The sequence below is a fragment of the Thermasporomyces composti genome, assembly GCF_003386795.1.
Taxonomy (GTDB): Bacteria; Actinomycetota; Actinomycetes; order Propionibacteriales; family Actinopolymorphaceae; genus Thermasporomyces; species Thermasporomyces composti.
In genome coordinates, this window is sequence record NZ_QTUC01000001.1 from 876806 (window position 1) to 895434 (window position 18629).

At 69.0% G+C, this 18629-nt stretch carries 21 protein-coding genes; 5 read left to right on the forward strand and 16 right to left on the reverse strand.

Translation table 11 applies throughout. From position 1 onward, the window contains the following. The first annotated feature begins 80 nt into the window (after positions 1–80). Both DFJ64_RS20055 and DFJ64_RS03800 read left to right on the forward strand, forming a co-directional pair. On the forward strand, positions 81–314 hold the full coding sequence (locus DFJ64_RS20055) for a phytanoyl-CoA dioxygenase family protein (protein ID WP_281268484.1): 234 nt from the start codon (positions 81–83) through the stop codon (positions 312–314). 300 nt (positions 315–614) lie between these two features. Continuing rightward, on the forward strand, positions 615–1592 hold the full coding sequence (locus DFJ64_RS03800) for an FAD-dependent oxidoreductase (RefSeq protein ID WP_245940933.1): 978 nt from the start codon (positions 615–617) through the stop codon (positions 1590–1592). Positions 1593–1616: 24 nt separating this feature from the next. Here DFJ64_RS03800 and DFJ64_RS03805 read toward each other — a convergent pair whose 3' ends face one another. Beyond that, positions 1617–2489, reverse strand: coding sequence for a 3-hydroxyacyl-CoA dehydrogenase family protein (locus DFJ64_RS03805; RefSeq protein WP_115849184.1), 873 nt, complete (start codon positions 2487–2489; stop codon positions 1617–1619). A gap of 92 nt (positions 2490–2581) precedes the next feature. On the opposite strand from DFJ64_RS03805, the gene murA (DFJ64_RS03810) reads away from it, so the two are divergent. After that, on the forward strand, positions 2582–3910 hold the full coding sequence (gene murA, locus DFJ64_RS03810) for a UDP-N-acetylglucosamine 1-carboxyvinyltransferase (RefSeq protein WP_115849185.1): 1329 nt from the start codon (positions 2582–2584) through the stop codon (positions 3908–3910). A 132-nt stretch (positions 3911–4042) separates the two neighbouring features. Here the strand turns inward: murA (DFJ64_RS03810) and murA (DFJ64_RS03815) are convergent, their stop codons facing one another. Then, positions 4043–5311 (reverse strand): UDP-N-acetylglucosamine 1-carboxyvinyltransferase, encoded by a 1269-nt coding sequence (murA, locus tag DFJ64_RS03815; protein ID WP_115851804.1) that lies wholly within the window; start codon positions 5309–5311, stop codon positions 4043–4045. A gap of 176 nt (positions 5312–5487) precedes the next feature. Between murA (DFJ64_RS03815) and DFJ64_RS03820 the strand changes: the two genes are divergently transcribed. Together DFJ64_RS03820 and DFJ64_RS03825 are read left to right on the forward strand one after the other, a co-directional pair. After that, positions 5488–6066: a cob(I)yrinic acid a,c-diamide adenosyltransferase gene (locus DFJ64_RS03820; protein ID WP_115849186.1), complete on the forward strand. Its 579-nt coding sequence runs from the start codon at positions 5488–5490 to the stop codon at positions 6064–6066. Between the two features lie 555 nt (positions 6067–6621). Further along, complete coding sequence (locus DFJ64_RS03825; protein ID WP_147304586.1) at positions 6622–7251, forward strand: hypothetical protein; 630 nt, start codon at positions 6622–6624, stop codon at positions 7249–7251. Positions 7252–7448: 197 nt separating this feature from the next. On the opposite strand, the gene DFJ64_RS03830 is transcribed toward DFJ64_RS03825, so the two are convergent. From DFJ64_RS03830 to DFJ64_RS03895, 14 genes are all read right to left on the reverse strand, one after another. After that, on the reverse strand, positions 7449–7895 hold the full coding sequence (locus DFJ64_RS03830; RefSeq protein WP_115849188.1) for a DUF2550 domain-containing protein: 447 nt from the start codon (positions 7893–7895) through the stop codon (positions 7449–7451). A 170-nt stretch (positions 7896–8065) separates the two neighbouring features. Further along, a complete protein-coding gene (locus DFJ64_RS03835) occupies positions 8066–8458 on the reverse strand; it encodes a F0F1 ATP synthase subunit epsilon (RefSeq protein ID WP_115849189.1) in 393 nt (130 codons plus the stop codon). A 156-nt stretch (positions 8459–8614) separates the two neighbouring features. Further along, positions 8615–10072 (reverse strand): F0F1 ATP synthase subunit beta, encoded by a 1458-nt coding sequence (gene atpD, locus DFJ64_RS03840; protein WP_115849190.1) that lies wholly within the window; start codon positions 10070–10072, stop codon positions 8615–8617. Positions 10073–10077: 5 nt separating this feature from the next. Then, positions 10078–10989, reverse strand: coding sequence for a F0F1 ATP synthase subunit gamma (locus tag DFJ64_RS03845; RefSeq protein ID WP_115849191.1), 912 nt, complete (start codon positions 10987–10989; stop codon positions 10078–10080). A gap of 6 nt (positions 10990–10995) precedes the next feature. Next, a complete protein-coding gene (gene atpA / locus DFJ64_RS03850) occupies positions 10996–12639 on the reverse strand; it encodes a F0F1 ATP synthase subunit alpha (protein ID WP_115849192.1) in 1644 nt (547 codons plus the stop codon). 109 nt (positions 12640–12748) lie between these two features. Beyond that, positions 12749–13570 (reverse strand): F0F1 ATP synthase subunit delta, encoded by an 822-nt coding sequence (locus DFJ64_RS03855; RefSeq protein ID WP_115849193.1) that lies wholly within the window; start codon positions 13568–13570, stop codon positions 12749–12751. Next, positions 13567–14103, reverse strand: a complete 537-nt coding sequence (locus DFJ64_RS03860) for a F0F1 ATP synthase subunit B (RefSeq protein ID WP_115849194.1) — start codon at positions 14101–14103, stop codon at positions 13567–13569. Before DFJ64_RS03860 ends, DFJ64_RS03855 begins: the two co-directional genes overlap by 4 nt. 28 nt (positions 14104–14131) lie before the next feature. Continuing rightward, complete coding sequence (atpE, locus tag DFJ64_RS03865; protein WP_115849195.1) at positions 14132–14344, reverse strand: ATP synthase F0 subunit C; 213 nt, start codon at positions 14342–14344, stop codon at positions 14132–14134. 33 nt (positions 14345–14377) lie between these two features. Continuing rightward, positions 14378–15166 (reverse strand): F0F1 ATP synthase subunit A, encoded by a 789-nt coding sequence (atpB, locus tag DFJ64_RS03870; RefSeq protein ID WP_245940934.1) that lies wholly within the window; start codon positions 15164–15166, stop codon positions 14378–14380. Positions 15167–15242: 76 nt separating this feature from the next. Next, positions 15243–15461, reverse strand: a complete 219-nt coding sequence (locus DFJ64_RS03875) for a hypothetical protein (RefSeq protein ID WP_115849196.1) — start codon at positions 15459–15461, stop codon at positions 15243–15245. A gap of 108 nt (positions 15462–15569) precedes the next feature. After that, a complete protein-coding gene (locus DFJ64_RS03880) occupies positions 15570–16013 on the reverse strand; it encodes a Cg1360 family ATP-synthase-associated protein (RefSeq protein WP_147304587.1) in 444 nt (147 codons plus the stop codon). Positions 16014–16100: 87 nt separating this feature from the next. Continuing rightward, positions 16101–17234 (reverse strand): MraY family glycosyltransferase, encoded by a 1134-nt coding sequence (locus tag DFJ64_RS03885; RefSeq protein ID WP_115849198.1) that lies wholly within the window; start codon positions 17232–17234, stop codon positions 16101–16103. A 36-nt stretch (positions 17235–17270) separates the two neighbouring features. Then, entirely contained in the window at positions 17271–17912 is a 642-nt protein-coding gene (locus DFJ64_RS03890; RefSeq protein ID WP_147304588.1) for an arsenate reductase/protein-tyrosine-phosphatase family protein, read from the reverse strand. Between the two features lie 64 nt (positions 17913–17976). Next, positions 17977–18624 (reverse strand): L-threonylcarbamoyladenylate synthase, encoded by a 648-nt coding sequence (locus DFJ64_RS03895; RefSeq protein WP_115849200.1) that lies wholly within the window; start codon positions 18622–18624, stop codon positions 17977–17979. Between the last annotated feature and the right edge of the window lie 5 nt (positions 18625–18629).

The following is an 18629-nucleotide window of genomic DNA, read 5'->3' on the forward strand; positions in this document are numbered from 1 at the left end:
CGAGGAAGCCGACCCGTCGGTGTCCTTCACTCGTGAGTACGTTCCGCCCCCACCCGGGCTGCGTCCTGTCCCCGGTCGACATGCGGCCGGGCGATGTCTTGTTCTTCAACGGCAGCCTCGTGCACGGGTCGGGCCCGAACACGACGACGGACCGGTTCCGCCGGTCGTTCATCTGTCACTACGTCGGCCGCTCCGCCGAGCGAATCGCGCGCTTCTACCAGACGTTGACGATGGACGGTGAGCCCGTCGTCCTCGAGGAGAGCGTCGGCGGGGGCCCGTGCGGAACCGAGGACGTCATCACCGGACCCCACTGAGCGCGAGGACGCCGTCCGCGCGGCTCTCACGCCCTGAGACGCCGTCGCGGCGGGTCGGACCGCGCGGTCAGGACGAGGACACGCGAGCTCCCCAGATGGTGCGCCACCAGGCTCTAAGGTGGTGGGCGTGGGATCACCCCCGAGGGTCCACCATGCGCCAGGCCGCGGCGTCCCGCCGCGCGCCCTGCCGAGCCCTTCCGGAGCATCACGCCTCCCAGGAGCATCGGGCCTTCGAGGAGAACCACGATGGCTGCGGACAACCCATCGACAAGAGGCGCCTCGACCTCTGGGGAGGACGCGGTGCCTGACGTGATGGGACGACGCGGCGGGCGTCCACCCAGGATTCTCGTGATCGGGGCCGGCGTCATCGGCCTCAGCTGCGCGGTCCGGTTAGCCGAGGCTGGCTACGACGTCCACGTGCTCGCTCGCGACCTGCCGCTCGAGACGACCTCGGCCGTGGCCGCCGCACTGTGGTACCCGTATCGGGCAGCGCCCCCGGAGCGGGTGAGCGCCTGGTCGGCGACCTCGTACCGGGTGTTCGTCGGCCTGGCGGAGGCCACGCCCGCCGCCGGCGTGCGGATTCGGACCGGCCGCGAGCTCACCACGTCCGCCGGCCCACCGCCCTCCTGGGCGGACGCCGTCCCGAACCTGCGGCCCGTGCGGACGCCACCGCCCGGGTACGCCGGAGGTTGGGAGTTCGAGGCACCCGTCATCGACACCAGCGTCTACCTGCCCTGGCTGGTCGAACGGCTGACCGACCTGGGAGGGACACTGTCGCGCCATGCCTTCGCCGAGCTGCCCAACACCGCACCCGTCGTCGTCAACTGTGCCGGTCTGGCGGCGCGCAAACTGACCGGCGACCCCACCGTCGTCCCAATCCGCGGCCAGATCTGTTACGTGGAGCAGGTCGGCCTGACCGAATGGGTGGTCGATGAGAGCGACCCCGACCGCCCCGTCTACGTCGTGCCCCGGTTGCACGACATCGTGGTCGGCGGCACCGCCGAGGAGGGTGACTGGGAACGCCAGCCTCGCCCGGAGACGACCGAGGCGATCCTCGCCGCCGCGCGCCGCTTGGTTCCCGAGCTCGCTGACGCGCGGGTGCTGGGGCAGCGGGTCGGCCTGCGACCTTTCCGCCCTCGCGTTCGCCTCGAGGCCGAGCGAACAGGGGACGACCGTCTGGTCGTCCACTGCTACGGCCACGGGGGCGCCGGGGTCACGATGTCGTGGGGATGCGCGGACGAGGTGGTGTCCTTGGTGCGCGCCCACGTCGCGGCCTGACCGCCTCGAGCCTCGCCGCGCGGCTCACGTGCCGTCGTCGTAGCGGTAGAAGCCGCGTCCGGACTTCCGGCCGAGCTCCCCCGCCTCGACCATCCGCGTGAGCAGCTCGGGCGGGAAGAACTTCGGGTCGGCCGTCTCGTTCCAGATGTTGAGCGTCGCGTGGCGGAGGACGTCCACGCCCGTGAGGTCGGTGGTGGCGAGCGGCCCCATCGCGTGTCCGAAACCGAGCCGACAGGCGGTGTCGATGTCCTCAGGTGTGGCGACACCGCTCTCGACCAGCCGGACCGCTTCCACGACGAGGGCGGAGATCAGTCGAGTGGTGACGAAGCCCGCGACGTCGCGGGTCACGACGATGCACGTCTTGCCCACCGACTCGGCGAACTCCCGGGCACGGGCCAAGGTCTCGTCGCTGGTGCGATGACCACGCACCAGCTCGCACAAGGCCATGAGCGGCACCGGCGAGAAGAAGTGCGTGCCGACGACGTCCTCCGGCCGTTGGGTGACCGCGGCGATCTTGGTGATCGGGATGGCGGAGGTGTTGGTGGCGAGGACGACGCCGGGTGGACAGATCCGGTCGAGCTCGCGGAACACCTCGTGCTTGACCTCGAGACGTTCGAAGACGGCTTCCACCACGATCGAGGCGCCGGCCACCGCCTCGAGGTCCGTGGTCGTGGTGATGCGGGCGAGGGCGGCGTCGGCGTCCTCCCGACTCATCCGCTCCTTGCGAACGAAGGTCGCGAGGGACGATCCGATGCCGGCCAGACCACGCTTGACCGCGTCTTCGGAAACGTCGTGCAGAGTGACCTGCCAGCCAGCACACGCGGCCACCTGAGCGATGCCGGATCCCATGAGACCGGCACCGACGACCGCCAACGCGCGAGGAGTGAGTTCGGCCATGGGGGCACCCTACGAGAAAACAGCGCCGCCGTTACGGTATGTCGTGGTCTCGAAGCGATCGGACACGGGGGACGTCAGCCTGGAGGATGCCCATGGCCGTCGACACCCTTGTCGTGTCGGGCGGAACCCCACTCATCGGCGAGATCGCCGTCAGAGGAGCCAAGAACCTCGTCCCCAAAGCCATGGTCGCCGCGGTTCTCGGCGACGAGCCGTCAGTCCTGTCCAATGTCCCCCGCATCAGTGACGTCGAGATCGTGGGGAACCTGCTCGAGCTGCACGGCGTGGCCGTGAGCACTGGCGCCACGCCAGACACGCTGGTGCTCGACCCTTCCAGCGTCGAGCAGGCCGCCTCACCCGACATCGAGGTTCACGCGGGATCCAGCCGAGTCCCGATCCTGTTGTGTGGGCCGTTGCTCCACCGGCTTGGCCGGGCGTTCATCCCGAACCTCGGTGGCTGCCGGATCGGAGACCGACCGATCAACTTCCACCTCGACGCGCTTCGCCAGTTCGGGGCCGTGGTCGACAAGCGTCCGGAAGGGCTGTACCTCAGCGCCCCGAAAGGACTCACCGGTGCCCGCATCCACCTGCCCTACCCGAGCGTGGGCACGACCGAGCAGGTGTTGCTCACCGGTGTCCGCGCGCGTGGTGTCACCGAGGTGACCAACGCGGCCGTCGAGCCTGAGATCATCGACCTGATCTGCGTGCTCCAGAAGATGGGGGCGATCATCAGCCTGGACACCGACCGCACGATCCGCATCACCGGTGTCGACCACCTCGGCGGCTTCATCCATGAGGCGCTTCCGGACCGGATCGAGACGGCGTCCTGGGCGTGCGCGGCGCTGGCGACAGGGGGCGAGGTGTTCGTACGCAACGCCCGCCAGGTCGACCTCATGACCTTCCTCAACGTCTTCCGGCGCGTCGGCGGAGAGTTTCAGGTCACCCAGGAGGGCATTCGGTTCTGGCACCCCGGCGGCAAGCTCCAGTCACTGGCCATCGAGACCGACGTCCACCCCGGTTTCATGACCGACTGGCAGCAGCCACTCGTCGTCGCCTTGACGCAGGCGACGGGCGTGTCGATCGTGCACGAGACGGTCTACGAGAACCGCATGGGCTTCACCGAGGCCCTCGTCCGCCTGGGCGCGCAGATCCAGGTCTACTCCGAGTGCCTGGGCTCGACCCCGTGCCGGTTCGGCCGTGGCCGCTATCTGCACTCGGCGGTGGTGGCGGGACCGACCTCCTTGCGTGGCGCGGAGCTGCAGGTGCCCGACCTGCGTGGCGGCTTCTCCTACATGATCGCCGCGCTCGCCGCGCAAGGCCGCTCGATCGTCCGGGGCACCGGCATCTTCCAACGGGGTTACGAGAACTTCCTCACCAAGCTCGAGCAGCTCGGGGCCCAGGTCGAGCCGGTCGAGAAGGTCTGACGCCGACCTCAGGTGCACACCCACGACGTCGGCGTCCCGTGAGGGGCGCACTCGTGGGACCCGCCTCGGAGTGCCGGCACGCGCCGGAGCTCGCGGCGGCGGGCGCGTGCGGCTCCTTGGCGACCGCGTGCGCTACTTGGCGAAATCGTCCGGCTCCCGCTCCACGTGCGCTCCCAGACCGCGCAGGACGCCGGCCATGTCCGGGTACCCCCGGTCGATGTGGTGGACACCGGACACGACGGTTTCCCCCTCCGCGACCAGGCCGGCCAAGACGAGTGCCGCGCCCGCGCGAATGTCGGTCGCCTCCACCGGCGCCCCCGACAAGGTCGGCCTGCCACGCACGACCGCGTGGTGCCCGTCGGTCTCCACGTCCGCACCGAGTCGGGCGAGCTCCTGGACGAACCTGAACCGGCCGTCGAAGAGGTTCTCGGTCACCATCGACGTGCCCTCGCTGACCGCCGCCAGCGTCACCATCATCGGTTGCAGGTCGGTTGGAAAGCCCGGATACGGCAGGGTGACGATGTCGACCGCCCGTGGTCGCCGGTCCATCCGGACGGCGAACCCGTCGTGCGTCGTCTCGACGTCGGCACCGGCCTTCGTCAGCTTCTCCAGCACGATGCTGAGGTGGTCGGCGCGCGCGTTGCGCAGCCGCACGTCGCCTCCCGTCACCGTGGCGCCGATGGCCCACGTCCCAGCGACGACGCGATCCGGAACCACGGTGTGCTCCACCGGACTGAGCGACGCCGGCCCTTCGATCTCCAGGGTGGACGTCCCGATCCCGCCGATCTTGGCGCCCATCCGCGACAGCATCTCCGCGATGTCGACGATCTCGGGCTCGCGGGCGGCGTTGTCGATGATTGTCGTCCCCTCGGCGAGGGTGGCGGCCAGCAGGAGGTTCTCCGTGGCGCCGACGCTCGGGAAGTCGAGCAAGATCTCATTGCCGCGCAGGCCGCCGGGCGCCTCCGCGATCACGTACCCGTGCTCGACCCGGATGTCGGCGCCCATCTTCGCCAGGCCCGCCACGTGCATGCCAAGCCCGCGGGATCCGATGCTGTCGCCACCGGGCAACGCGACCTGAGCTCGACGACAGCGGGCCAGCAAGGGTCCCAGGACGATGATGGACGCCCGAAGTCTCCGCACGAGGGTGTAGTCGGCGGCGTAGTCGACCTCGTCGGGCACGTCGATGACGAGGGTCCCGCCCCGGCTCTCGACCCCGCAACCGAGCCGCTCCAGCAGCTCACCCATGTAGCGGACGTCAAGGATGTCTGGCACGTCGTGCAGGACGGTACGACCGCGCGCCAACAGCGCCGCCGCCATCAACTTCAGGACGCTGTTCTTGGCGCCGGTGACGGTGACCTCGCCGACGAGGCGGGCCCCTCCCTGGATTCGTAGCCGTTCCACGCCGGGCATGCTACGAGCCCAGCCGCCTGGTCGACGGGTGTACCCGGAACAGGGCCGTCTCCCCCCGTCGGGAAGGTCACAGGGAGCGACGATGCACGACCGCGTGGTGTCCGCGATTCCTGAGCGAGGCGCAGCGCCGTGACCCCCGGCGAGGAGATCGCGCGTAGGCTGCCGGCATGGTCAGGCTCACCCGCATCTACACCCGTGCCGGCGACAGCGGCACCACCCGGCTCGTCGACAACAGCAAGGTGTCGAAGACCGATCTACGGCTTCAGGCGTACGCCGACGTCGACGAGGCGAACGCCAGCATCGGTGTGGCCCTGGCGCTGGGTGCTCTTGACGACGACATCGCCGCCGTCCTCGTCCAGGTGCAGAACGACCTGTTCGACGTGGGCGCGGACCTCGGCAATCCGGTCCGTCCGGACGAGAGCGGTGTCCTCCGGGTGACGCCCGCCTACGTCGAGCGACTCGAGGCCTGGTGTGACCAGTTCAACGAGCGTCTGGAGCCCTTGCGGTCGTTCGTCCTGCCCGGCGGAACCCCTGGAGCCGCGCTGCTCCACGCCGCGCGCACCGTCGTCCGACGCGCGGAGCGGTCCGCCTGGGCGGCCGTGGAGGCGCACGCCTCGACGGTCAACCAGGAGGCGCTGAAGTACCTCAACCGGCTGTCGGACCTGCTCTTCGTGCTCGCCCGGGTCGCCAACAAGGCGACGGGAGACGTCGTGTGGCGGCCGGGAGGTCGTCCCGAGTCGGCGTAGGCGTCGTGTCGCCCGGCCGGGGCAAAGTACCCCAGCCTTCGCTTTCTTGGTCGAACCACTCGCGATTCCGGCGCCGACCCGCTATCTTGATCTTTTGCGCCTAGGGCGGCGATGCGTGCGCTTGCCCCGGGCCTGATGGACCCGGCTACGCGTGTGACAGGAGCCGGACGACCGAAAGAGGCGGAAGTGGACGGTAGACGTCCCCGAGGAGCTCACAACTCGTCGGCCGCGGAGCGGACGTGGCGCGGCCGCGGTGAGATGACGTGGCAAACCGCGCAAGACGACACTCAGGACGTCCTCGCGCAGCCGTGGCGGGAGGAGCGCCGGGCGACGTCGGGACGACGGAATGTCCGCCGCCGTTCCCGCGCGAGGCATCGGGCACGCCGGGCGCCCTCGCGGCAGGCGCGGTGGGCGCGGCAGATCGCCGTTCTCGTGCCCCTGGCCTTGGCTTCCAGCTCCTGGGCCACGCTCGGGAGCTCGGCGGCTCCCACGCCTTCGTGGTTCCCTGAGGGCTTCCGTGTCGCGCTCGGATCCGCCCCGTCCACCACCACGACCGTGACCGACGACTCGGAGCCCGTGAACGACGACGGCGAGCGCATCACCGGGTCGCGCCAGCCGGCGAGCCGGAGCCCGGAGAAGGCGTCGCCCACGGCGACCGCCAGCCCGACCGCAGCATCGGAAGCTGAGCGCACTCGGCCATCGGCTCCTGGGCCGGATGCGGAGGAGCACAAGCGGCACGAGGAGCAGGAGGAGCCGGACCACCAGCTGCCGGAACCGACGTCTGAGCCAGAGCCAGAGGAGCCGGAGCCCGAGCAGACGGCGGAGCAGCCCCAGCCGCCGCCCAAGGACTTCCCCCAACCGACGCACGACCCGGAGCCCAAGCCCAGGCCGACGCTGTCGCCTAAGCCGGAGCCGACGCCGGTACCTCCGAAGCCTTCTCCGGTTCCGCCGACGCCGACACCGTCGCCATCGGAGACCTGCTCCTTGCTGCCCATTCCGCTTCCGATTCCGTTGCCGCCGTTGCCCTGCCCCTTCGCGGACCAGCCACATCCGGACCTGCCGCTGCCGTTGCCAGTGCTCCTCCCTGAGGATCCAAAGGGCTACTACTACCTGCCGTGGGTGCCACCCACCGCCACGACGACGGTCGACGGCCACGTCGGGACGACCATCGACACGGAGGAGTGACGAGGGTCGCGCCACAGGCGGATTGGCGTCAGTCGTCAGCTCGGGGCGAGCTGCTGCGCCGCGCGGAGGATACCCCGGTGACGCCGCAGCTCGCCCTTTCGTCAGGTACGGAAGATCGATGCCGGCCCGTGTCGGCGACGGCGGTTGGGCCTAGGCGCCACCGAGGCAGAGACGAGCGAGTGGCGGCAAGACGTGCCTCACAAGGTGAGAGGACCGCGGGTGCGTCCAGGTGGGGCTGCCTCGAGCCAGGCGAGGAAGCCAGTCAAGGCGTCTTCGGCCATCGCCAGCTCAACGATCGTGCCGTCTGATCGGACGCACTCGACGACGACGTGCCCGGCGTACAGGCCGACGGCCTCCGTGGTCATCGGCTCGCGGCGAGATCGGACGACGAGATCGTTCCGCGAGAATCGGCGCTTAGGCCGAGGACTGAACGAGAAGACCCGGAACCACTCGACCGAGTCGCCGGAGTAGCGGGCGATTCCCAGGACCCAGCCCTTGCCGCTTCCCCGGTCGCGTAGTCGGACACTGCAGTCGAAGGTGCCGCCACGCCGTTGGAGGAAACGTCGCCGGAACGCGAATCCGGCCAACACGACAACAACCAGGGCGAGGAAGATTCCCGCGGCGTCGAGGATGATCTCGATCATCCGGCGCCACCTTGCCCTCGTACCCGGACAGGCAGCTCATCGTGTCGGCGCGGCGACAGGAGCGAGACGTGACCGGCGCAGCGCAGCGTCGGAGCGTCCCGACATGATCCTCGCGGCGATGTCGCCTCTCCGAACGCTGCCACCACGCCTACCACGTCCGACTCGAGAGCCTATGTACTGCGCTCGGCGGCGCGGATTCGGGCTTCGGCCCGACGCACGCGTGCGAGCGCTTCCTCGGTGAGTTCGCCCGCTTCCCGGGCGCGTTGCAGGTCGCGTCGCGCCTGCTCGAGGTCGATCTCGTGAGCCAGCTCAGCGTACTCGGCGAGGATCGAGACCCGGTCGTTCGCGACGGACAGGAAGCCGCCGTGGACGGCGGCCACCCACTCCTCGCCCTCCGGGGTGCGGATCTCGACCACGCCGTCGGCCAGAAGGCCGAGGAACGGTTCGTGACCTGGCAGGACGCCGAGGTCGCCCTCGGTCGTACGCGCCACGACCGTGGCGGCCTCCCCTGACCAGACCGTGCGGTCGGGCGCCACAAGCTCGACGTGCAAGGGCTTCGCCACCGTAATCCTCCTGGCCTGAAGTGTTCTGGGGAGAATACCCGTCTCCTGGTACACCCCCACGTGGCGCCGTCCGCCGGGTCACTCCAGCCCAGCGGGCGGTGCCTGACCTGTGGGGCCTCCGGACAAGGTGTCCGGAGGCCCTCCTCGTACGTCCGGTCAGAGATCCTTCTGAATCTCCGCCCACTTCCGCTCGACGTCCTCGATACCGCCGACCATGTAGAAGGCCTGCTCGGGGACGTGGTCGTACTCGCCGTCGCAGATTCGCTTGAACGACTCGACGGTCTCCTCCAGCGGGACGAACGAGCCCGGAATGCCGGTGAACTGCTCCGCCGCGAAGGTGTTCTGCGACAGGAAGCGCTGCAGCTTCCGCGCCCGAGCGACGGTGATCTTGTCCTCTTCGGGCAGCTCGTCGATACCGAGGATCGCGATGATGTCCTGCAACTCCTGGTTGCGCTGCAGGATCTGCTTGACGCGGATCGCCGTCTCGTAGTGCTCCTGCGAGATGTAGCGCGGGTCGAGGATCCGCGACGTCGAGGTCAGCGGGTCGACCGCTGGGTAGATCGCCTGGGCGAACAGCGCCCGGGACAGCTCCGTGGTGGCGTCGAAGTGGGTGAACGCCGTGGCCGGGGCGGGGTCGGTGTAGTCGTCCGCGGGGACGTACACCGCCTGCATCGAGGTGATGGAGTGACCCCGTGTGGAGGTGATCCGCTCCTGCAGGGCACCCATCTCGTCCGCGAGGTTCGGCTGGTAACCCACCGCGGAGGGCATCCGGCCCAGCAGCGTCGAGACCTCCGCACCGGCCTGGGTGAACCGGAAGATGTTGTCGATGAACAGCAGGACGTCCTGCTTCTCGACGTCGCGGAAGTACTCCGCCATCGTCAGACCCGCGAGCGCGACCCGGAGTCGGGTACCCGGTGGCTCGTCCATCTGGCCGAACACCAAGGCGGTGTCCTTGATGACGCCGCTCTCCTCGAAGTCGAGGATCAGGTCGTTACCCTCACGGGTCCGCTCACCCACGCCGGCGAACACCGACGTACCACCGAAGTTGCGGGCCACCCGGATGATCATCTCCTGGATGAGCACCGTCTTGCCGACGCCGGCGCCACCGAACAGGCCGATCTTGCCACCCTTGACGTAGGGGGTGAGAAGGTCGATGACCTTGATGCCGGTGACCAGCATCTCGGTCTTACCTTCCAGCTGGTCGAAGGCCGGCGCGGGCCGGTGGATCGGCCAGCGCTCCTTGATCTCCAGGCGCTCCCCCGGCTTGAGGTTGAGGCACTCGCCGGTGACGTCCCAGACGTGACCCTTGGCCACCTCACCCACCGGGACGGTGATGTACTCACCGGTGTCGATGACCTCCTGGCCGCGAACCAGACCGTCCGTCGGCTTGAGCGAGATCGCGCGCACCACGTTGTCGCCCAGGTGCTGCGCGACCTCCATCGTGATGGTGTTGGTCTGGTCGCCGAGCTTCACCGTGGTCTTGAGCGCGTTGTAGACATCGGGCAGCTCGCCGGGCGGGAACTCGACGTCGACGACCGTCCCGATGACGCGTACGATCCGGCCGACTCTGGCCTGCGCCTCCTCGGCGGTCTTCTCGGTAACCGTGGCAGTCATGTCTCTCACTCGCTCCCGGCAGTTGCGTCGGCGAGCGCGTTCGCACCACCGACGATCTCGCTGATCTCCTGGGTGATCTCGGCCTGGCGGGCCTGGTTGGCCTCACGGGTGAGCGTCCTGATGAGCTCCTCCGCGTTCTCGGTGGCCGACTTCATGGCGCGCTGCCGGGCCGCGTGCTCGCTCGCCGCCGCTTGCAACATGCAGTGGTAGATGCGGTTCTCGACATAGCGGGGCAGGAGCGTGTCGAGCACCTCCGCCGCCGACGGCTCGAACTCATACAGCGGCAGCGCCTCGCTGGGCTCCGGCGGTTCCTCTCCCTCGACGACCTCCAACGGCAGCAGGCGGATGACCTCCGGCCGCTGGCTGATCATCGACACGAACTGCGTGTAGACGATGTGGATCTCGTCGACACCGCCCTTGTCGGATCCGGCGAGGAACGCGTCGATCAACGTCTCGCCGACCTCCTTGGCGTGGGCGTACTGCGGGTTGTCGGAGAAGCCCGTCCAGTCCCGCACGATCTCACGGCGGCGGAACCGGTAGTACGACACCGCCTTGCGACCGCAGACGTAGAGGGCGACTTCCTTGCCCGCCCCGCGGAGGAGCTCGCCGAGACGTTCGGCCTCGCGGATCACGTTGGCGGAGTAGGCCCCCGCCAGGCCGCGGTCGCTGGAGATCACCAGGACCGCCGCCCGCCGTGGGTTCTCCCGCTCGGTGAGCAACGGGTGGTCGACGTGGGAGAAGGTCACCAGCGCCGACACCGCGCGGGTCAGCTCACGCGCGTACGGCGTCGCCGCCTGCGAGCGCTCCTGCGCCCTGCGGATGCGCGACGCGGCGACCAGCTCCATCGCTCGTGTGCTCTTCTTGATCGTCGACACCGAGCGGATGCGCTGGCGGTAGAGGCGGATCTTGCCTGCCATTGAACGTCAGCTCCGCTTCTGCCGAACGATCTTCTCCTGCTCGACGGATTCCTCCTCCAGCGCCTCGAACTCCTCCCGTCCCGGCTCGAGGAGCCGGCCCTCGGAGGTCTCGAAGGTCTGCTTGAAGTCGGTCACCGCCTCTTCCAGCGCCTTGATCGTGTCGTCGGTCAGGTCGAGCGTCTCGCGGATCGAGTTGAGGATGCCGGGACGCTCCCGACGCAGGAAGTCCAGCAGCTCCGCCTCGAACCGACGCACGTCCTGCACAGGCACGTTGTCGAGCTTGCCGGTGGTGCCGACCCAGATGGAGACGACCTGCTCTTCCACCGGGTACGGCGAGGACTGCGGCTGCTTGAGCAGCTCGGTCAGGCGCTGACCACGCTCCAGCTGGCGCCGGGACGCCGCGTCCAGGTCGGAGGCGAACATCGCGAACGCCTGCATCTCGCGGTACTGGGCCAGGTCGAGCTTGAGCTGACCAGCCACCTTCCGCATCGCCTTGGTCTGCGCCGAGCCACCCACCCGGGAGACCGACAGACCGACGTCGATGGCCGGCCGCTGGTTGGCGTTGAACAGGTCGGACTGGAAGAAGATCTGCCCGTCGGTGATCGAGATGACGTTCGTGGGGATGTAGGCCGAGATGTCGTTGGCCTTGGTCTCGATCACGGGGAAGCCGGTCAGCGATCCCCCACCGAGCTCGTCGGAGAGCTTCGCGCACCGCTCGAGCAGGCGGGAGTGGAGGTAGAACACGTCTCCGGGGTACGCCTCACGGCCGGGCGGCCGCCGCAGCAGCAGCGACATCGCGCGGTACGCCTCGGCCTGCTTCGACAGGTCGTCGAAGACGATCAGGACGTGCTTGCCCTGGTACATCCAGTGCTGGCCGATCGCCGAGCCGGTGTAGGGGGCGATGTACTTGAAGCCCGCCGGGTCGGACGCCGGGGCAGCGATGATCGTCGTGTACTCCATCGCGCCGCCCTCTTCGAGCGTGCGCTTGACCTCCGCGATCGTGCTGCCCTTCTGCCCGATCGCGACGTAGATGCAGCGAACCTGCTTCTTCGGGTCGCCCGTCAGCCAGTTCTGCCGCTGGTTGAGGATCGTGTCGATCGCGACGGTGGTCTTGCCGGTCTTCCGGTCGCCGATGAGCAGCTCACGCTGGCCCCGCCCGATCGGGATCATCGAGTCGATCGCCTTGATACCGGTCTGCAGCGGCTCCTTCACCGGCTGCCGCATCATCACGCTCGGCGCCTGCAGCTCCAGAGCTCGCCGCTCGGTCAGGCCCTCGAGGGGTCCGAGGCCGTCGACCGGGTTGCCCATCGCGTCGACGACGCGGCCGAGGTACGCCTCACCGACCGGCACCGAGAGCACCTGTCCGGTACGGCGGACCGTCTGGCCCTCCTCGATGCCGGTGAAGTCACCCAGGATGACGGCACCGATCTGCCGGACGTCGAGGTTGAGCGCCATGCCGAGGGTGCCGTCCTCGAACTCCAGCAGCTCGTTCGCCATCGCCGACGGCAGGCCTTCGATGTGCGCGATGCCGTCACCGGCCTCGACGACCGTGCCAACCTCCTCGGCCGCAGCCGCCTCCGGCTGGTAGTCCGAGACGAAGCGCTCCAGTGCGTCCCGGATCTCCTCCGGGCGAATCGTCAGCTCCGACATCTGTGTGGTCCCTGCTCTCTCGGCATTTGTGGTTGTGCGGGGCTCGAGGCTTATCCCTTCGGCACCGCGTCTTCTCGGTCCATGTCGGCACGCAACGGCGACCGTGCGGTCAGCCGACGAGCCGCCGCCGTGCGTCCTCCAGGCGGCCCGCGACGGTGCCGTCGATCACCTCGTCGCCCAGCTCGACCCGCAGGCCGCCGATCACGCCGGGGTCGACCAGGACGTTGACATCGACGTTGTGGCCATACCGACGGCTCAGGACGCGGACCAGCCGCTGCCGATCCGCCTCGCTGAGCGGAACCGCGGTGCGGACGGTCGCCACGAGTCGTTGCCGCCACGCCGCCGCGGTTCGGCTGAAGCCGTCAAGAGCCTCGACGAGCGACAGGCCCCGTGGCGCCACCACGGCTTGCTCCACCAAGCGTACGGCGGGTCGCACCGCCCTGCCCTCCAGGAGGGTCCGGACGAGCTCCGCACGCCGCTGGCCGGGGAACTTGGGGTCGGTGAGGGTCCGCAACAACTGGTCGTCGCTCTCCACCAACCTGGCGAAGCGGAAGAGATCGTCCTCGAGGTCGTCAAGGCGACCTTCCACCTCCGCCGCGCGGACCAGCGCCAGCACCCCGAGGTGTTCGAGAGCGTCGGCGAGGTCACGCACCCGCGACCAGGACAACCTGACCGCGGCGAGGACCAGCGAGAGGGCCACCTCGCTGATCCTCGACCGCAGAAGCGTCGCGATGAGCTCCGCCCGGTCGTCGGGGCGGCGCGCCGGGTCGGTGAGGGCCCGGCGAAGAGGTGCCTGCGCGTCGAGCGTGCCCGCGACGGCGAAGAGCTCGGCTCCGGCCGTCTCCAGCTGCCCAGCGGTGGCTGACAGGTCGCGCAGCTGGTCGCGAAGCGTCGCGAGCGAGTGACGCGAAGCACCGCGGAACTCGATCATCGGGGCTCCCCAGCAGGTTCGCGCTCGATGTCCTCCAGGAACCGCTCGACGATGCGGCGCTGGCGAACCTCATCCTCCAGCGCCTCGCCGACGATCCGGTTGGCGAGCTGGATCGCCAGCTCACCGACCTCGGCGCGGAGCTGGCTCACCGCACGCTGGCGTTCCGCCTCGATCTGGGCCTGTGCCGCAGCGAGGATGCGCTGCGCCTCCTCCTGTGCCTGTGCCCGCATCTCGGCGACGATCGCGGCCCCTTCCTCCTTGGCCTCCTGCCGGATGCGAGCGGCGTCGTGCCGGGCCTGCGCGAGCTGCTCCTGGTACTGCTCAAGAGCAGCCTTGGCCTGGGCCTGCATCTCCTCCGCCTGCTTGAGTCCGCCCTCGATCGCCTTGGTGCGCTCAGCGAAGGCCTGCTCGAAGCGCGGCGTGACGAACTTCGACACCAGGAAGAGGAGGATGAGGAAGACCACGCCGCCGAGGATCATCTCGGAGACGTGGGGAACCAGAGGGTTCACTTCCTCTGCGGCTACAAGGATCATGGCGGACTATCCGTTCGTGACGGCTGTTTCAGCTGGACGGAAGGGCGAACGCCAACGCGATACCGATGATCGCCAGCGCCTCGATGAGCGCGAAGCCAAGAATCGCGATCGACTGGAGCCGGCCCTGTGCCTCAGGCTGCCGGGCAACACCGTTGATGAACGCGGCGAAGACCAGACCCACGCCGATACCGGGACCGAGGGTCGCCAGGCCGTAGCCCAGCATGTTGAGGTTGCCGATCATGCCTGTGTCGTTCCTTTCGGTTGATCACACCGGTCAGTGCTCTTCGGCAAGAGCTCCGGAGATGTACATGGCAGTGAGGAAGGTGAAGACGTACGCCTGGAGCACCTGCACCAGGATCTCCAGGAAGCCGATGAGAATGCCGAACACGAACGTCAGGAGTCCCGCTGGCTTCGCGATCAAGCCGCTCGCGTGGAGCAGGAGGTACTCGCCCCCGAGCGCGAACAGCATGATGAGCAGGTGACCCGCGAACATGTTCGCGAAGAGCCGGAGTGAGAGCGTGATCGGCCGGAAGATGATGTTGGAGGCGAACTCCATCGGGATGAGCAGCGGCAAGATGAACGCCGGGACCCCCGACGGAATCGTGCTGTGCTTCAAATACCCGAGGAAGCCGTGCTTGCGAATGCCGACCGCGTTGTAGACGACCCAGGAGATGAACGCGAGCACGTAGGCAAAGCCGACGTGAGAGAACGTCGGGAACTGGATGCCTGGGATCGTGGCGAAGAAGTTATTGAGCAAGACGAAGAAGAACATCGCCACGAGGAGCGGGACGTACTTGATGTACTCCGTCCCGCCGATGATGTCCCGTGCGACGCTGTTGCGGACGAAGCCGTAGGCCAGCTCACCGACGTACTGCAGCTTGCCGGGCACGATCGCCGCCGGCCGCGCGCTGGAGATGAAGAACCAGGCCACGAGGATTGCCGACAGCACGATGAGCACCATGGGCTTGGTGACGCCCGCGACGATCGGTGGCAGGTCGAAGGAGGCTGGACCTGGTGCGACGAATCCGTCACCGCCGGCGGCGCTGACGACTACCGTGCTCACATGCACTCCTCTCGGCCGGGTTTGGGATCGACGCACGAGGGCTGGAACGGTGACCGCCTCAGGAGCTCATCGCGTCTCAGGACGTCCGACCGTACTTCGTGATCACGAGGTACAGCGACAGGACGGCACCGAGGATGAGCCCTACCGGAAGGAGGAAGGACACCCCCAACCAGCGGTCGAGGAACCAGCCCAGCCCGCCGTAGACGGCCAGACCTGACAGGACGTAGCCGAACGCGCCCCACGCGGCGTTGGATGCCCTGCCGGCCGACCGACTGGCCGGCTCGTTCTGGTTCATCGCGCTCCGGACTGTAGCAGGAGACACAGGACCTGGAGCGCCCAGGGTAAAGGAAAGGTAATACGAGGTCGCCAGGCCCCGGGGGCAACGTGCTCCGGTGCGCCGCGCTCATGGCGCACCCCCCGACGTCGACGTGGTGGGTTCGTCGAGGTCGTACGTCGGAATCCGAAGCCGCCCGAACGCCCGGATTTCGCCCGCCATCCAGGCGACCACGCACGCCACCACGCCGACCACCGTCGCACCCCGGTGCAGCACCGTGTCCACGTCGTCGATGGCGTTCGCGGCCTGCAGCGCCAGCCCGAAGAGGATCACCCGGGCCAGGAAGCTGCCGAGGACGACCACTAGGAGAACGCTCGGCGCGGCACCCCGTGCCACCCGGACGGCGAGCAGGCCGGCGCCGGAGAACACGACCACGATCCCGGCGCCGACGAGGGCACCGACCGCGCCCCGGCTTCCGGCGAACAGCGCGCTCGCCACCGTCACCAGGGCCGCCACGACCAGGGTCGGCACCAGGGCCCCGCGCAGGAGTGCGCTGACGTGATCGGTCCTCATCCGGATCCCCAAGCGTCGCGACGAAGGTTTGTGAAACTTAGCACAAGCGTCGTGGAGCACCGGCGGCGGGCGCGCCGGAGCGACGCCTCATCGACCGCGCGTCACCGCCACAGGGACCGCGCGCCGCTTCGGCAGCATCGCCGTCACGGCGATCGCGACCACCACCGCGCACGCCACCACGCTGACGGTCAGCCAGGTCGCCCACAGACCCACCGCGACGACGCCGAAGGCGAGCAGACCAGCCCAGAGGTACATGACGAGGACCGCTCCCCGGTGCGAGTGACCGAGCTCGAGATGCAGCCGGTGGTGGAGGTGCTTCTGGTCGGCGTCGAACGGGTGACGTCCCGCCTTCGTGCGCCGGATCACCGCCAGCACCAGGTCGATGAACGGCAACGCCAGCACGGCGATGGGGAGGATGAGCGGGAGGAGCGCGGGGAGCAGACTCTGCCGGACACCATCGGTGGCCATCACGCTCGGATCGAGCCACCCGGTCAAGCTGATCGTCGAGGCGGTGAGCAGCAGGCCCAGCAGGTAGGCGCCGGAGTCACCGAGGAAGACCCGCGCGGGGAAGAAGTTGTGCGGGAGGAAGCCGAGGCAGGCGCCCGCGACGACGACGGTCACGAGGGTGGCGGTGGTCGCGCGGTTGAGCGAGCGATCGACCGCCAGGAGGTACGAATAGCTGAAGAACGCCGCCGCTCCGAGTCCGACCACGCCGGCCGCGAGTCCATCCAGGCCGTCGACGAAGTTGACCGCGTTGGCCATCGCGATGATCGCGACCGCGGAGATGATGGCGCTCTGGGCCGGCGAGAGCGACAAGGTCGTCCCGTTCGGCAACGGCAGCCAGTTCAGCTGCACTCCCGAGACGACGAGGATGCCGGCTGCCACCGTCTGTCCCGCCAGTCGGGTGATCGCGTCCAACTGGACGAGGTCGTCGACCGCGCCGACGAAGGCGATGACCGCGCCGGCGAGCAGCAGGCTCCAGGCGTCACCTCGGATCTCGGGCAGCATTCCCAGGAAGGGCAGCTGGGTGGCCACGACGAACCCGGCCACGACGCCTCCGAGCACCGCGAGGCCCCCCAACCGCGGGATGGGAGCGGCGTGGACATCTCGGTCGCTGATCGGCTTGATCGCGCCGATGCGCGCCGCGAACCGCCGGGCCGCCCCGCCTAGCAAATAGGTGACGGCGGCCGTGACGAGCAGAACGAGCAGATACTCACGCACGAGCGGTCCGTGGTCGGGTGAGGGGACGTGGACGCATTAGCACCTGCCCACCAAAGCCGTGATCGACGCGTCGACCGCCCGAGCGATGACGTCGCCGATCGACTGGTAGACGGCCATCGGCTGCCCTATGGGGTCAGCGATGTCGTCCTCGTCTGGACGCGTGGGTCGCACGGTCCCACGTCGACGTGCGACGATCGCCACCACGGCGTGGGCTCGCTCGACGAGGTCCTGAGCCGGCACGCTCTCCTCCACCTCCCGGCAGATCTGCGCGAACCCTACCTCTCGAGCGACGCGGGCGAACTCCGTCATGGTGAACACGCGACGCAAGGCCGACGGTTCCAGTGTGACCACCTGGCTGCGGTGAGCCCTCGTGGCGGTGAGGACCAGGTCGGCCTCGGCGATCAGGTCCGCGGTGAGCTCGGTGGAGACGAAGCCCGCGGGATCTGCGCCGTAGGCCGCCACGACCGCCGCCGCTTCGGTGGTCATCGGCCATCCGGACACCGCGTGCGTCCCCGCACTGTGGATCCTGAAAAGGTCGGCCCGGGGACCCAGACGACGGCGCAGGGCGGCCACCGCCAGACGCTCGGCCATCGGCGAGCGGCACAGGTTGCCGGTGCAGACGAACATGATCGAGAACCGGCTCATCGTCCGCTGCCCTTCCACCGCCGCGTCTCCCACCCCGCGCACCGTGGCCTCGGCATGGTCTCCCGTCGGCGCAGCGGGCCGCGTCCTCGACCACCAGTCATGACTCGAGGACCGCGAGCTCCGGCACCACGGCCCGCAGCCGCCGGATCTCGAGCGCACCGGTCCGCAGCACTCGCGGCGTCGGGCTGGTCAAGTCAACGATCGTCGACGGCACCGAGCCGGGCGTCGGCCCGTCGTCGAGGTAGACCGCGACCGACTCCCCCAGCTGCTCCTGAGCCTGCTCGCACGTGGTCGCGGGCGGCTCACCGGTGCGGTTGGCGCTGCTCACCGCCAGCGGCCCGGTCTTGGTGAGCAAGTCGAGCGCGACCGGGTGGTCGGGCATGCGGACCGCGACCGTCTCCCGGGTCTCGCCGAGATCCCACGCCAGACTGGGCTGCTGGCGACAGATCACAGTCAGCGCCCCAGGCCAGAACGCCTCGATGAGGCGCCGGCCCACCTCGGGGATGTCGGTGGCGATGCCGTCCAAGGTCTCCAGCGATCCCACGAGGACCGGCGTCGGCATCGTGCGGTCCCGGCCCTTCGCCTCCAGAAGCTTGGCCACCGCCTCGGGCACGAACGCGTCAGCGCCCACGCCGTAGACGGTGTCGGTCGGCATGACGACCAGATCACCACGCCGGATGGCGGTCGAGGCGATCTCGAGGCCGATGGCTCGTTCGTGCCGGTCCTTGCAGGCATACCGCTCCACAGTCG